Source organism: Flavobacterium sp. N2270 (genome assembly GCF_025947225.1).
Lineage (GTDB): Bacteria > Bacteroidota > Bacteroidia > Flavobacteriales > Flavobacteriaceae > Flavobacterium.
Genome location: NZ_CP110005.1, coordinates 970,786 through 985,810 on the forward strand (window position 1 = coordinate 970,786; position 15,025 = coordinate 985,810).

The following is a 15,025-nucleotide window of genomic DNA, read 5'->3' on the forward strand; positions in this document are numbered from 1 at the left end:
TCTAAAAACAAGGCTAGAATATGTGCAAAAATATAAAATAAAAAAGCACCAACGTTATGTTGATGCTTTCTTTATATAAATTGAAGAGTGATTATCTAACTACTAATTTTCTAGTAGCTGTTTTTCCTTCTTCAGTAACTTTAACAATGTAAATCCCTTGGTTTAAACCTGAGATATTTAAAGCATTATTAGATACTTTAGAATTGATTACTTGCTTTCCTAACATATCGTATACTTGAACATCTAATTCAGCATTTGCAACAGTTGAGAAGTATAATGTATTTCCATTAGATGGATTTGGATACATTGTAAACCCTTCAATTGCATTAAAAGAAGTAGAGCCTAAGTATGTAGTAGCTGTTGAAATTTTTAATTCATCTATTTCAATAGTTGGCGTGTTTGAATTTCCTCCTTGTCTTATCATAAAGCCACCTATTTCTGTAATTGGCGAAGCAGTAACGTCTACAGTTAAAGTAGCAGCTGTAGCAGCGCTAAAAGTATTTAAATTTGGATTTAACCAAGCTTTAAGCATATTTGTTGTAAAGTCATAACCTAATATTACATAAACGACATCTCCTGTGTTTCTTAAAGTAGCGTCATAATTAGTTGTTGTTGTACCAGATGAATCAAAACCTAATTGGTATTGAGTACCAGTTTTTTTAACAAAAAATCTTGCTCTAAAACTTTTGTTTGCGTCTGTTAATATTGCAAAATAATCTTCGTTTCCATCAGTAACATTAGTCAAGTCTGAAACTTTCATCATAAAACCTGCATAAATTGTTCCGCTAGTTGTGGCTGTGAAAGGAGAGAATGGGTCAATTCCAGAACCGCTAAATTCTACAGAATTTCCTGTCCCAGTTGTAGAACCATAAGTTAAGTTACCTGATTTTACTGAAACATCGTCACCAGAATTAACATTTGTCCACATTTGTTGACTTCCTAAACCTTGACCTACAGTATAGTTAAATGGCTCATGGTAAGGTAAAGCGTTTACCGGTTTACATTCAGGTGCACTTATAACGCTATTTAGACTACAAGAACCACTAATTGTTAATGTTACATTTGTTCCTTCTGTTACGCCTGAAATTGTGATATTACCAGATGCAGTAGATGTTGGATTATCTCCACCAATAGTTCCAGAAGTAGTTGATAAATTATACGTACCAGTTGCTCCTCCTGTGAAAGGGATAGTAACATTATAAGTATCTAAAGCAAGAGTTGTAGCATCACAAGTTGCAACTTGTGATCCTAAAGTAAGTGGACATGGTGTAGATCCCATCCATGATGATGCAATTAATAGTCCATCAACTATTTGGTGTTGAGAAGCACTATATTGTCTAATAAATGCTGATGATATTGCTGTAAGACCTCCTCCTGTTGATGTTACTTCTGCTGTTCCAGCAGCAACTTCATCTGCAGGAACCCCAGTTGATTTACACCAAAGAGTAGCAGTTTGTGAAGAGATATTGTATTTTACAATAACCAAGTATGTTTGACCTAAGTTAAAATCTGTTGGAGTTGAAGAATAAGTTGCAGTACTAGAGTTGGATACCCCTAGGTTGAATGTTGTTCCTGTACTACCTGGTTGTACAAAAACTCTAGCGGTATAGGTTGTTCCTCCATTTCCAAGGCCTATATAATATCCAGAAGTTGCATTTACTATATTAAGCATAAATGACATATAGACAGAACCAGTAGTAGTTGCAGTAAATGTTTTTGCTACATCTTGACCTGTATTGTTTATTATTGCAGCGTTACCAACATTTGAAGCTAATATTCCAGTCAGACCAGAATACCCAGTGTAAGATAGTCCATTCGATGTTCCAACGGCTATTGGATTTGTTGTTCCTCCACTAACTGATGTCCATGAATTATCTGTTAATAATCCGCCGTCTGTGTAGTTAAAATCGTCTTGCAGAATAACTTGTCCAAAAGACAAAGTACCTACTAACAACATAAATAAAAAGTAATTTTTTTTCATTTTTTCGTGTTTTAAATATTGTACAAAGATAATAATTATTCATTATGCTAGCATAGTGAAAATGTTATTTAAAGGTTAATTTTAATTTGGGGATTAAGTGTAACTAGTTAACAATCAGCTTTCGTGTTGCTGAATTGTCTCCTTCTTTAATTTTAATAATGTAGATTCCGGCAGTAAGGTTAGAAATGTTTACTTCTTTATTAGAAGTAGTAGTTTCTAAAACTTTCTTACCTAATACATCAAAAATTTCTACCTTCTTGTCTAATGAAGATTTAGAGGTAATATAAATTTTCCCAGAATTTACAGGATTTGGGTAAATTGTTAATCCTTCAATAGTAGGTTCCTGCGATTTATTTACTTGTGAATATCCTTCAAAAGCAAATAAAACTGAAAAAATTAAAATAGTATAAAAGTATTTTTTTATCATTCGCATAGTTATATGTTGTAAAGGTAATATTTTTTTTAAATATAATTGCAAAAATGATACCAATAAAAAAACCCTAACGAATTAGGGCTTTTTTGTTGAAAATTATATGTTTTTATAAACCTGTTGTCCAGCCTTGTGCCCATGTAGGCACTCCTGTTCCGTTTCCAGCTCCAGTTGCAGTTGTAGTTTCTGTATAAGCATTTGTAACATCTACAGTTGCTCCAGCAGTATTTTTACCTTTTGAAAGATTTGTAATATTGCTAAAAGTTACATTAGTTACTTTTAAATCTGTTGGGATAAACGCGATTGTTTGGTCATGCTCAATATTTAGTCCTGTAAGAAAGTTGTCTAATACAACGTTTGACATGATTGATTTAGTTCCTCTTCTTAATTTAATTGCATCTGGTTCGCTTCCTTGATTTCCAAGACCAATTAATGTCATGTTGTTTATTGTAGGATTAGCAATTGGAGTAGCATCAAAATTTGCTTCTAAGTTGTCGGCTTCAATTCCTCTGTTTCCAATGTTGTTTCCTAATTTGCCATACCAGTAATTGTTAGTTCCAGACCATCCTTCAGTCCAGTCAAACTGGTCATCTTCGTTATAAGTTGATACAATATAAGATGTGTTTACTGTTCCGCCAAAAAACTCAACACCATCATCTGAACTTCTGTAAAACTGAACATATTCTATAATAGTTCCAGAACCTACACCAAATAATGAAAGCGCATTAAATTCTTTATTAGCATTGTATATTGCTCCAGAATATTCAATTCTTAAATATCTGATAGTTCCTGAATTGTCGTTTGGATTTGTTCCTCCATAAGTTAAGCCTGAAACCTCAGCAGAAGCAGAAGTAGCACTGTTTATAGGTGCTTTACCACAAATTACTAATCCTCCCCAGTCACCTGGTGCTGGGCTTCCGTTTGCACTTGTCATAACTACAGGATCAGTAGAAGTTCCGTTTACATATATTTTTCCGCCTTGAGCAACAACGATATAAGCTGATGTTCCGCCTGTAGCTTCAATTCTTGTTCCTGCAGGAATAGTTAAACTTGCATCTTCTTGAATAGTTAAAGGACCTGTTAATTTGTAAATTGTGTTTGCTTGTAAAGAAACATTGGTAAAAATATTTCCTTGAAAATCATTTGGATCAATTGTGCTTGTATTGCTGTTGTTTCCAGAAACGTTGTCTCCTTCTTCTACTGTAATACAACTTGTAGCAAGTAATGCTGTCATTACTATAAAGCTAAATAATTTTACAATTTTTTTCATTTTAGTTGTTTTTTAGTTGTGGTAATGTTAAAATTTATAATTAAGTGATAAGCTTGTGTTTATACCTTTTTTAAAGGATTGAATTGTAATATCGCTGTTTGGGTTTTCCTGAACCATTTTAAAATCAGGATTTAATAAGTTTTTAGCAGATAACCCAATACCTAGGTTTTTAGTCAATTTAGATTTTAAGATAAAGTCAAGAGAACCAATAGATTTTTCAACAATATTTCCTCTTCCTTGAGTTCCAATTGCGTAAATTTTATCTGAATAAGTAGAGTAAGCAATTGTAGCCATTAAGTTAGTTTCTGTTTTTTTCCATTCTTTAAGAAAAGTAACATCCGCATTTATTAATAAATCTGAAGCTCCAGAAAACGATGTGTTTTTTTCAGTAAAAGTGGTATTAAATGCAGTTTCGTTTGCTACTTTTTCATTATCTAATTCCTGATTAGTGTACATGTATGAAATGTTTAATCCTCCAGAAATGTTATTGTTGATAGTTTCATTACTTCTGTTATAAAGTATTTTTTTACCTTCAAATTCAATTCCTGCTGCGTAACCCCAATCTCCAGTGTTTACATAAGAAATATCATTACTTGATGATGCAATAGTAACTTCGTTCATAGGGTTTTGAATATATTTACCAAAACCAGTTATTGCAATTACTTCTTCATTTTTAGGAAAATATTCCCATTTTAAGTCAAAGTTGTAATCATCTGAAGGATATAAATCTTTATTACCAATTTTTTGTTGGTTTATTTCTTCGTAGATAAATGGAGCTGTTTCTTTAAATTGAGGTAAAGTATAAGTTTTACTTGCGCCAAATCTTAAGTTTTGTTTGTCGTTAAGTTCATATTTTGCAGTAACATTTGGTAACACTCCTACTTTTGTAAAGTAGTTTTTATCGCCAATAGGATCTACTTGAGTTTGCCATTCTACGCTTTGGTAAATTTGATCAGAACGAAGTCCAACTACAGCGAAGAATTTTTTTGAAAATTGATATTCTACAGATCCAAAAGCACTACTTATAAATTGTAGCCCTGAATAAGTTTGTGGATTTAAAGCGTTTGGACTATTAACACCTCCATTATAAGTATTAATTGTAAAGTATCCGTTATTAAAGTTTGTTTCGTTGAAATAGGCATCAATATTATTTGGGTCTATGATTGTTGTAGTTGCGCCAGGAGTTAAAGCATTAATTTTAAAGTTAAACTGAGTAGCTTCAAAATCTCTAGATTTATATTTTCCATTATAACCAATAGTTATTTTTCCTTTAAATTCATCTTCTTTTTTCGCAAATTTATAATCTCCAGAAAGGCTTACGGCATATTCGTCTTCAGTTAGCTTCTGGTAATATCTTTGATTATCTGAAGCAGAGTTATTAGCAATTACAAAGTCATTTGTGCTATTTCTTTTAAGAGTGTTTGTAGTTCTATCTGGCATATCTCCTTTTACTTGGTTGTATGAGATTCCCCAGTTTGCAGAATATCTATCTTTATATTTGTGCTCACCAAGCAATTGGTTTATAAAAATAGAGTTTTTAATGTATTCATTTCTTCTTATAAAACCATCTTCTTGAGTAACATCGGCAACAAAACCATTGTATTCTTTTAGTGATTGAGATGATGAATTGATAAATACACTATTGTATTTTATTTTATGATTGTTGTTAATTTTAAATCCTAAATTAAATAAACCTGTAGTATTAGTATTGTAACCAAAAGATTCATATTTGTTAAAATCTTTAGTAGCAACTCCTTCAGCGTTTACAGATCTTGCTATTCCGTTTTTAATTGCAGTATATTCATTGTCAAATGAAACAGAAGCAAATAAACTTAATCTACTAACTTCCCCTAAATTAAACCGTTTTCCTCCAGCTAAGCTTAAACCAGAAGCCCATGGAGATTCTTTATGTGGATTTAAACTATTCTCAAAATTATAACTTGATAATACATTTGAAGGTACACTTGAATTGTGAAAGCCTAAAAATGAAGGGCCGTCTTGTAATCTGAAATTTTTATTTGATACTGCATTTGTGTTAATGGCAGATTTTAATCCAAATGCTAAAAATCCTGAGCCATTATAATCTTTAGACATTATGTCTATGTTTCCACCTGCAAAATCACCATACATTCTACTGTTATATACTTTGTCAATAGAAACGTATTCAACAATATCTGTAGAGAAAATACCTAAATCTATATTCTTTTTTTCAGGGTCGTTTGAAGGAATAGGAAGTCCATTCATAGAAGTAGAATTGTATCTATCTCCAAGACCTCTAACATAAATACTTCCAGAACCTTCTTGTTTTGAGATTCCTGTTGTTTTTGTTACTGCTGCTGCAACGTCACTAACTCCTTTTTTAGAAAGTTCCTGTGCTCCAATACTTTGTTTAATTTCAACAGATTTTTGTTGTTCATTTAATAAAGCAGATTCACTTTCTTTAGAAACGGTATGTACCACCACCACATCATTTAATTGAACACCACTTGCTTCAAGAGTATGGTTAATGGTTACAGTTTGATTTGCTTTTAACGTAAAAGGGAACTCTTTAGTTTCATAACCAAGATAGTTTACAATTAAAGTATAGCTTCCTGGTTTAAGTGATATTGAGTATTTTCCAAAATCATCTGTAGAAGTCCCTATAGTTGTTCCTTTAATAAGAACGTTTGCAAAAACTAAAGGTTCATTGTCATATTCTTTGTCTAAAATAGTTCCGGTTACTCTACCATTTTGAGAAAACCCTATTAGACTAAATAATAAAAATAATAGTAACGAATTGAATTTCATGTTGTGTTGTTCTAATTTTGATGCAAAGAAACCGCGAGAAAATTAACAGACTGTTAACGTCGTGTTATGCTTGTATGTAAAAAGTGTTATTAAAATGTTATGACATTAAATAATTGTTAAGTGAATTATTTACTTATATTTTGTTTTATCTTTACTAACTGAAACTTAATTTAAAGAAATGAATAATCAAGAAATTACGATTTTATTAGTAGATGATGAACCAGATATATTAGAAATTGTAGGTTATAATTTATCTCAAGAAGGTTATAAGATTATTACAGCTTCAAATGGTAAAGAGGCTGTTTCAACTGCAAAAAAAGAAACTCCACAATTAATAATTATGGATGTAATGATGCCAGAAATGGACGGTATAGAAGCTTGTGAAAAAATTAGACAAGTTCCCGAGTTACAAAATACAATCATTACTTTTTTAACAGCTCGTTCAGAAGATTATTCTCAAATGGCAGGGTTTGATGCAGGAGCTGATGATTATATCTCAAAACCTATCAAGCCAAGAATTTTAGTTAGTAAAGTAAAAGCGTTATTGAGAAGAGTCAAGGATAATGCTGAAGTTTCGGATATTTTAAATGTTGGCGGAATAGAAATAAATAGAGAAGAATATAAAATTGTAAAGGAAGGTGAAGAAATTTCTTTGCCAAGAAAAGAGTTTGAATTATTCTACTTACTAGCAACAAAACCAGGAAAGGTTTTTACAAGAGAAGAAATTTTAGATAAAGTTTGGGGCAATGAAGTTATTGTGGGAGGAAGAACTATTGATGTTCATATTAGAAAGCTTAGAGAGAAAATTGGAGATGAGTTTTTTAAAACCATAAAAGGAGTAGGTTATAAAATTGAATTTTAATGAGTTTTAATTTTAAAAAATCATATAAATTCGCTACTTTTTCAGCTATTTTCATTAGCTTGTTTTTATTAATCTTATTTTTGTTTTTTCATTTTTTTATTGCAGAAATAAGCTTTCATCTTATCTTTTTTATTGTTTTTTCATCGTTTATTTTTTCTTTTTTTGCTCTTCAGTATAGAGTTGAAAAATTTATATATCAAAGAGTAAAAAAAATATACGATGATGTTTCTTTATTAGAAACAAGCTCTTTTAGAAATCAATCTATAACCACGGATATGGCAACTTTAACTAAAGAGGTTCAAAAGTTTGCAAAAGATAAAAAACTCGAAATAGAAACGTTGAAAATTCGAGAAGAGTATAGAAGAGAGTTTTTAGGAAATGTTTCTCATGAATTAAAAACTCCTTTATTTACAGTTCAGGGCTATTTATTAACATTGTTAGATGGAGCAATGGACGATAAAAACATTCGAAAAAAATATTTACAAAGAGCAGAAAAAGGTGTAGAAAGGCTTATTTATATTGTAAAAGACTTAGATATGATAACAAAGTTAGAAACAGGCGATTTAAACCTTGATCTTTCTGAATTTGATATTATTGAAGTCATTCAAAATGTTTTTGATTTACTCGAAATGAGAGCTGCTAAAAAAAATATCACACTTACTTTTGATACTAAATATAAAGAAAAAATAGTGGTTTTTGCAGATCAAGAAAAAATTCAACAAGTGGTTACTAATTTGGTTATGAACTCTATTAAATATGGTAAAGAAAAAGGTACTACAGAAGTTAGTGTTGAAAATTTAGTAAATAATAAGGTTATCGTTAGGATTACTGATAATGGGGAAGGAATTGAAAAGAAACATATTTCAAGACTTTTTGAACGCTTTTATAGAGTAGATAAAAGTGGAGCAAGAAGCGAAGGTGGTTCAGGACTTGGATTAGCTATTGTAAAACATATTGTAGAAGGACATAATGAGAAAATTTACATAGAAAGTGAATTTGGAGTAGGTTCTGAGTTTTCATTTACTTTAGAAAAGGTCAAATAATTCTTTCCAAGTTATTTTTTTACTATAATTTGTAAAACCTTTGTATAATTCAATTTCATCTAATTTTTTAATTGTAAAATCTTCTTGTTTGCAAGAAGGTATAATTCCTTCTTTTTTGAATTTTTTAGCTAAATATTCTTGTTCATATTGCCCAGGGGTTGCAATGAAAAATGCTTTCTTATTTAGTTTTGCTAAGTCCATAACAGTAGTGTAACCAGAACGACATAATATATGATTACTTTCATTAAAAGTGGTTTGTAATTCTCTGCTGTTCATGAAGTTGTAGTAAGTAATGTTGTTTTTAACTTCTTTAATTTGTTTTTTTTCAACTACCCCTTTAATGAAAATTACTTTTTTAGGGTATTTTTCTAATTCTAAAATTATTTTTTCTTCTAAAATGGTTCGTTGAGGTTCTGGACCAGATAATAAAACCATTAAATCATAAACAGTTGGCATTGGTTTTTTGCATAATCTACTTAAAGGGCCAATGTATTTTACATTTTTAATCAATTCTGTAGGATGGCCAAGTTTTCCTGATAAATTGGGGCTGGTTTCTACATCAGGAACCCAGCATTCATCGAATTTTTGAATGTATTTCTTGTGCAATATTGTAGTTAGCCATGAAGTACTTCCTGTTAAAACATTTAACTGATGCGTAATAAACACAGAAGGAACTTCTTTTGAAAAAACACCTAATCTATTATCAGAAATAATTCCGTCAAAATGATAAGCGCTTATTATTTTAGCTACTGTTTTTTGCTCGTTCTGAATTGCTGAAATAATTTTAGGAATTTGAGCAATCATTTTCCATTTAAAATTTCTTCCTTTTTGAGCATATTGAATGTTATAGGAAGGAAGTTCAAATGAAATTAGTTTTGGGAATTCTTTTTTTAATAATTCTAAAGCAACTCCATCAGATGCAATTACAGGTTCAAAACCATTATCAATTAACCCATTAATTATAGGAATGCATCTTGTGGCATGACCAAGTCCCCAGTTTAAAGGAGCAACTAATATTTTTTTCATGTATTGGAGTTCTTTACAAAATTAATTCTTTAAAACAGAAATAAATTGTTCCGCTAATTTATTTTCATATTCAAAAGTTTCTTCTTCCGCTTCTACTTTATGTAATTCATGTTTATACAGCTTCCATTTTTTGTTATTGTATTCAAGGGCGGTTAAATTTTCAATCCAGTCACCAGAATTTAAATATAATGTTTTCCCTTTATCATTTTCTACAACTTCCATTTTTGGTTCGTGAATATGTCCGCATATTACATAGTCATAGTTGTTTTCAATGGCTAATTCGGTACAAACATTTTCAAAGTTGGTAATGAATTTTACCGCCGATTTTACATTGTTTTTTATCTTTTTGGATAATGAATAAGGTTCTTTTTTCATTTTAGCCAAAACCCAATTAATAAATCGATTTATCAAAATTAACATGTCATAACCCCAACCGCCTAATTTTGCTAACCATTTTGCATGTGTAATTGAAGCATCGAAAACATCACCATGAAATATCCATGCTTTTTTTCCATCTAAATCTAAAACTAATTTGTTAAGTAAACTTAGGTTTCCAAGATGCAAATCGGAAAACTTTCTTAAAAACTCATCATGATTACCTGTTAAGTAATACACCTTTGTTCCTTTAGAGCTCATTGAAATTATTTTTTTTATAACTTTCAAATGATCTTTAGGAAAATAAGATTTTCTAAATTGCCAAATATCAATAATATCTCCGTTTAGAATAAGCGTTTTAGGTTTAATAGAAGACAAATATTCTAATAATTCCTTTGCATGACAACCATAAGTACCTAAATGCACATCGGAAATTACAGCAAGTTCTACTTTTCGTTTCTTCACTAGAATAAATTTTTACAAAAAAAGAGATTTTTATACTTTATAAGGTTACATAAATATTATCAAAACTTTATTTTTAGTAGTTTTGCCAAAAATAAATTGAAGTGGGAAGCAAAAATAAATTAAAGCGATTTAAAGAAAACGAAACATTTGCAAACGTTTTTCAACCAACAAGAGAAGAAGTAGTGGGAGGAACATTTCCTTTAAAAGGAAAGTGGAGATCAGATTTTTTTAAAAATGACAATCCAGTTGTTTTAGAATTAGGCTGTGGAAAAGGAGAATATTCTGTTGGCCTGGCTAAATTAAATCCCAACAAAAATTTTATTGGTATCGATATAAAAGGGGCTCGTTTTTGGCGTGGAGCTAAAACGGCTATTGAAGACAGCATGAATAATGTTGCCTTTTTGCGAACTCAAATTGAACTTATTGAGCATTGTTTTGCTAAAGATGAGGTTGATGAAATTTGGATTACTTTCCCAGATCCACAAATAAAATACAAGCGTACTAAGCATAGAATGACAAATGCAGAATTTCTAGAAAACTATAAAAAAGTTTTAAAACCAAACGGATTAATGCATTTAAAAACAGATAGTGAATTTATGCACGGATATACTCTTGGTTTGTTACACGGAGCAGGTCATGAAGTTATTTATGCTAATCATAATGTGTATAAAAATGAAGGTGCACCAAAAGAAGTTACAAGTATTCAAACCTTTTATGAAGGTCAATATTTAGAAATTAACAAAGCAATTACGTATATTCAATTTCGTATTAAGTAATAAAAGTTACCTTATAGCAGAAAAGCATCATATAAATTTGTAATAAAACAATGAAATGGGATTAATAGCAGATTTTATAGCAGGATATTTAGTGGCTTTTGCAGGTTTTTTTGCGCCTGGAATGCTAAATGTTTTAGCGGCTAAAATAAGTATTACCGAAAGTAAAAGAGCGGCATTATTATTTATTTTCGGGACTCTAACAATTGTTTTGTTGCAAGCTTTTACGGGTGTTTATTTCGCTAAATTTTTAGATAGTCATCCTAGTGTTAGTGATACTTTAAAGAAATTTGGTACTGTAATTTTTGTAATTCTTACAATTGCTTTTTTACTTAAAGGTTTTCAAACCAAAAAACCTAAGAAAGAGATTGAGATAAAATCAAAACAGAATCGTTATGTTTACGGACTTATGATGGGGAGTTTTAATATGTTTGCAATTCCATTTTTTGCCATTTCAAGTTTAACTTTAGCGTCAAAAGATCTTTTTGATTTTTCATTAACTTCAATAATTGTATTTTCAATTGCCGCTGTTTTAGGAACATTTACTATTTTCTACAGCTATGCCGTTTTTTTTAAAAAGATAGAAAATAAAGTAGATGTTTTGATTAATAATATTTATTTTATTTTAGCTGGTTTTACGGGTTTTGTGGCAATTCTTTCTATTTACAAAATGATCAATGCTTAACGATTGATAAAAAAGAATCCAAATAACGAAAATTTCTTCGAACGTGTTTACGAAATTGCACGTCAAATTCCTTACGGAAAAGTCACTTCTTATGGTGCAATTGCAAAAGCATTAGGTGCTGCTCGTTCTGCAAGAATGGTAGGTTGGGCAATGAATGCTTCGCATAATAGGGAAGATGTTCCTGCGCACAGAGTCGTAAATCGACTAGGTCTTTTGTCTGGAAAGCACCATTTTAATGGAACAAACTTAATGCAGCAATTATTAGAATCTGAAGGTGTAGAAGTGGTTGATAACCAAATTGTCGATTTCCAAAAATATTTTTGGGAGCCAGATATTAATTCTTAGGAACTTGACTTATAAGGATGTAATTTTCACAAAACTTTACAACTTATAACTTTATTACATTACAACTATATTCTTTATCTTTGCAATCTTAAATCAGTTTAAATAAAGTTAACACAACTTTTCAAGGTTATACAAATGAAGTTAGATAGAAAAGAAATATTAAAAGCATTAGAAACTATTTCTGTTGCTGGAGAAGGTAAAAATATGGTTGAAAGTGGTGCGGTTCAAAACGTAATCACTTTTGGAGATGAAGTAGTAGTAGATCTTACATTGGCAACACCTGCTTTGCATATTAAAAAAAGAGCTGAAGTTGATATTATGAAAGTAATACATGAAAAAGTGTATGAAAAAGCGAAAGTAAAAGTAAATATAAAAATTGAAGCTCCAGAAAAACCAGAAATTCCAAATCAAATTAAAGGGAAAGCAATTCCTGGAATAAGTAATATTATTGCTGTTTCATCTGGTAAAGGTGGAGTTGGAAAGTCTACAGTTACTGCAAACTTGGCAGTTACTTTGGCAAATATGGGTTTCAAAGTTGGTGTTTTAGATGCTGATATTTACGGGCCATCAATGCCAATAATGTTTGATGTTGAGCAAGCAAAGCCAACATCGGTAGAAATTGATGGGAAATCAAAAATGCAACCGGTTCAAAGTTATGGTGTAGAAATTCTTTCTATTGGATTTTTCACAAAACCAGACCAAGCGGTAATTTGGCGTGGACCTATGGCTGCAAAAGCATTAAACCAAATGATTTTTGATGCCAACTGGGGAGAAATTGATTTTATGTTAATTGATTTGCCACCAGGTACTGGAGATATTCACCTTTCAATTATGCAATCGTTACCTATTACAGGGGCAGTTGTAGTAAGCACACCTCAAGCTGTTGCCTTGGCAGATGCTAAAAAAGGTGTTGCCATGTTTGCTAATGAAAGTATCAACGTTCCTGTTTTAGGAATTATTGAAAACATGTCTTATTTTACACCTGAAGAATTACCAAATAATAAATATTATATCTTTGGAAAAGAAGGTGCTCGTAATTTAGCACAAGATTTAGAAGTTCCGTTTTTAGGTGAAATTCCATTAGTTCAAAGTATTCGTGAAGCTGGAGATTATGGTCGTCCAGCAGCCCTGCAAACGGCTTCTCCAATTGAGAAAGCTTTTGAGGATTTAGCAAGAAATGTTGTTGCAGAAACAGTAAGTAGAAACGAAGCTTTGCCACCTTCTGAAGCAATAAAAATAACAACAATGGCAGGATGTTCTGCTGTTAAAGGAAAATAAGATGAACAAAGAAGAAATTGTAATTGGTGTTGAAAAAGCGTTAGAAGAAATTCGTCCTTTTTTAAATTCTGATGGAGGTGATATTTCATTAGTTGAAATTATAGATAATAAACACGTTAAAGTTCGTTTAGAAGGTGCTTGTACAAGTTGTAGTTTAAGTATTAGTACTATGAAAGCGGGTGTTGAAACAACAATTAAAAAATTTGTTCCTCAAATTGAGACCGTAGAAAATATTGCTTAATTTTTTTAGTATGATAAAAGTCATATTAAAAAAGAGTAATATTTTACAACTTTGTAACATCAATATTTCAACTTATAAAAAATGATTGAAACAGATATACTAATAATTGGTGCAGGTCCAACAGGACTTTTTACCGTTTTTGAAGCAGGATTATTACAATTAAAATGTCATATTATTGACGCTTTGCCTCAGCCAGGAGGGCAATTAGCTGAATTATATCCAAAAAAACCAATATTTGATATTCCAGGTTATCCAGAAGTTTTAGCAGGTGATTTGGTAACTAATTTAATGGAACAAATTAAACAATTTGAACCAGGTTTTACGTTGTCACAAACTGCAGAAACTATTGATAAATTAGAAGATGGTACTTTTATTGTTACTACAAATAAAGGGGTAAAACATCATGCCAAAGCCGTTGCAATAGCAGGGGGGTTAGGTACTTTTTCACCAAGAAAACCTCAATTAGAAAATATTGAATTCTATGAAGAAAAAGGAGTAGAGTATTTTGTAAAAGATCCTGAATTGTTTAGAGATAAAAAAATCGTAATCGCTGGTGGTGGAGATTCTGCTTTAGATTGGAGTGTTTTCTTAGCAGATGTTGCTTCTTCAGTTACTTTAGTCCACAGAAGAAACGAATTTAGAGGAGCTTTAGATTCTGTAGAAAAAGTACAAGAATTAAAAAAATTAGGTAAAATTAACTTAATTACTCCAGCAGAAGTTGTTGCCGTTCATGGTGAAAATCATATTGAAGCCTTAACATTAGAAAACGAAGGTGTTCAACAAAAAATAGAAACGGATTTCTTTATTCCACTTTTTGGATTGACTCCAAAACTAGGAGCCATTGCTAATTGGGGATTAGAAATTGAGAAAAACGCTATCAAAGTAAACAACGCTTTAGATTATCAAACCAACATCGACGGAATTTATGCCATTGGTGATGTAAATACGTATCCAGGAAAATTAAAATTGATTCTTTGTGGTTTTCACGAATCAACGTTAATGTGTCAAAGTGTTTATAATAGAATCAATCCAGGAAAACGTTATGTGTTAAAATACACAACAGTTTCAGGAGTTGATGGTTTTGATGGAACAAGAAAAGAAGCTGAAAAAGCAGTGGTTAAATCAATCGACTAATGACTGACGTTACAATATTTATCACCGATAGAAATGGAGTTAAACATGAAGTTTTAGCACCAACAGACATGAACATGAATGTTATGGAACTAATTCGTTCGTATGAATTGGCAGAAGAAGGAACAGTAGGTGTTTGTGGTGGAATGGCTATGTGTGCCTCATGTCAATGTTATGTTTTGAATGATGTTTTAAAAACAGAACGCAATGATGATGAAGAAGCAATGCTGTCAGAAGCTTATCATGTAAAAGAGAATAGTAGGTTAGGTTGCCAAATTCATATTGATGAAAATCTTGACGGTCTCGAAATTGAAATTGCACCAGAACAATAAA

At 31.0% G+C, this 15,025-nt stretch carries 15 protein-coding genes; 9 read left to right on the forward strand and 6 right to left on the reverse strand.

The window, feature by feature from the left end:
* Positions 1-91: 91 nt before the first annotated feature.
* From OLM55_RS04460 to OLM55_RS04475, 4 genes are all read right to left on the reverse strand, one after another.
* Complete coding sequence (locus OLM55_RS04460) at positions 92-1,981, reverse strand: T9SS type A sorting domain-containing protein (RefSeq protein ID WP_264560216.1); 1,890 nt, start codon at positions 1,979-1,981, stop codon at positions 92-94.
* A gap of 103 nt (positions 1,982-2,084) precedes the next feature.
* A complete protein-coding gene (locus OLM55_RS04465) occupies positions 2,085-2,408 on the reverse strand; it encodes a T9SS type A sorting domain-containing protein (protein ID WP_264560217.1) in 324 nt (107 codons plus the stop codon).
* 112 nt (positions 2,409-2,520) lie between these two features.
* Positions 2,521-3,681, reverse strand: a complete 1,161-nt coding sequence (locus tag OLM55_RS04470) for a hypothetical protein (protein WP_264560218.1) — start codon at positions 3,679-3,681, stop codon at positions 2,521-2,523.
* Between the two features lie 27 nt (positions 3,682-3,708).
* Positions 3,709-6,468, reverse strand: a complete 2,760-nt coding sequence (locus OLM55_RS04475; RefSeq protein WP_264560219.1) for a TonB-dependent receptor — start codon at positions 6,466-6,468, stop codon at positions 3,709-3,711.
* A 178-nt stretch (positions 6,469-6,646) separates the two neighbouring features.
* Here OLM55_RS04475 and OLM55_RS04480 point away from each other — a divergent pair, with 178 nt between their 5' ends.
* Both OLM55_RS04480 and OLM55_RS04485 read left to right on the forward strand, forming a co-directional pair.
* Positions 6,647-7,330, forward strand: coding sequence for a response regulator transcription factor (locus OLM55_RS04480; RefSeq protein ID WP_264560220.1), 684 nt, complete (start codon positions 6,647-6,649; stop codon positions 7,328-7,330).
* Positions 7,330-8,373 carry a sensor histidine kinase gene (locus tag OLM55_RS04485; protein WP_264560221.1) on the forward strand — a complete coding sequence of 348 codons (1,044 nt, stop codon included), beginning with the start codon at positions 7,330-7,332 and terminating at the stop codon, positions 8,371-8,373. The genes OLM55_RS04480 and OLM55_RS04485 overlap by 1 nt, the downstream gene beginning before the upstream one ends.
* Here OLM55_RS04485 and OLM55_RS04490 read toward each other — a convergent pair.
* Both OLM55_RS04490 and OLM55_RS04495 read right to left on the reverse strand, forming a co-directional pair.
* The gene (locus tag OLM55_RS04490; RefSeq protein ID WP_264560222.1) at positions 8,356-9,399 is read right to left on the reverse strand and encodes a glycosyltransferase; all 1,044 of its coding nucleotides are present in this window, start codon (positions 9,397-9,399) and stop codon (positions 8,356-8,358) included. The two genes, OLM55_RS04485 and OLM55_RS04490, sit on opposite strands and share 18 nt — an antisense overlap.
* Positions 9,400-9,420: 21 nt before the next feature.
* Positions 9,421-10,239 (reverse strand): UDP-2,3-diacylglucosamine diphosphatase, encoded by an 819-nt coding sequence (locus OLM55_RS04495; protein WP_264560223.1) that lies wholly within the window; start codon positions 10,237-10,239, stop codon positions 9,421-9,423.
* A gap of 101 nt (positions 10,240-10,340) precedes the next feature.
* On the opposite strand from OLM55_RS04495, the gene trmB reads away from it, so the two are divergent.
* The 7 genes from trmB to OLM55_RS04530 all read left to right on the forward strand — a co-directional run bounded on the left by trmB (position 10,341) and on the right by OLM55_RS04530 (position 15,024).
* Positions 10,341-11,015: a tRNA (guanosine(46)-N7)-methyltransferase TrmB gene (gene trmB / locus OLM55_RS04500; RefSeq protein WP_264560224.1), complete on the forward strand. Its 675-nt coding sequence runs from the start codon at positions 10,341-10,343 to the stop codon at positions 11,013-11,015.
* Positions 11,016-11,070: 55 nt separating this feature from the next.
* The gene (locus OLM55_RS04505) at positions 11,071-11,697 is read left to right on the forward strand and encodes a hypothetical protein (RefSeq protein ID WP_264560225.1); all 627 of its coding nucleotides are present in this window, start codon (positions 11,071-11,073) and stop codon (positions 11,695-11,697) included.
* A gap of 3 nt (positions 11,698-11,700) precedes the next feature.
* A complete protein-coding gene (locus OLM55_RS04510; protein ID WP_264560226.1) occupies positions 11,701-12,042 on the forward strand; it encodes an MGMT family protein in 342 nt (113 codons plus the stop codon).
* Between the two features lie 135 nt (positions 12,043-12,177).
* Positions 12,178-13,320 carry an Mrp/NBP35 family ATP-binding protein gene (locus OLM55_RS04515; RefSeq protein ID WP_264560227.1) on the forward strand — a complete coding sequence of 381 codons (1,143 nt, stop codon included), beginning with the start codon at positions 12,178-12,180 and terminating at the stop codon, positions 13,318-13,320.
* A gap of 1 nt (position 13,321) precedes the next feature.
* Entirely contained in the window at positions 13,322-13,561 is a 240-nt protein-coding gene (locus OLM55_RS04520) for a NifU family protein (protein ID WP_264560228.1), read from the forward strand.
* 81 nt (positions 13,562-13,642) lie between these two features.
* Complete coding sequence (locus OLM55_RS04525; protein WP_264560229.1) at positions 13,643-14,695, forward strand: NAD(P)/FAD-dependent oxidoreductase; 1,053 nt, start codon at positions 13,643-13,645, stop codon at positions 14,693-14,695.
* A complete protein-coding gene (locus OLM55_RS04530) occupies positions 14,695-15,024 on the forward strand; it encodes a 2Fe-2S iron-sulfur cluster-binding protein (protein ID WP_264560230.1) in 330 nt (109 codons plus the stop codon). The genes OLM55_RS04525 and OLM55_RS04530 overlap by 1 nt, the downstream gene beginning before the upstream one ends.
* Position 15,025 lies beyond the last annotated feature (1 nt).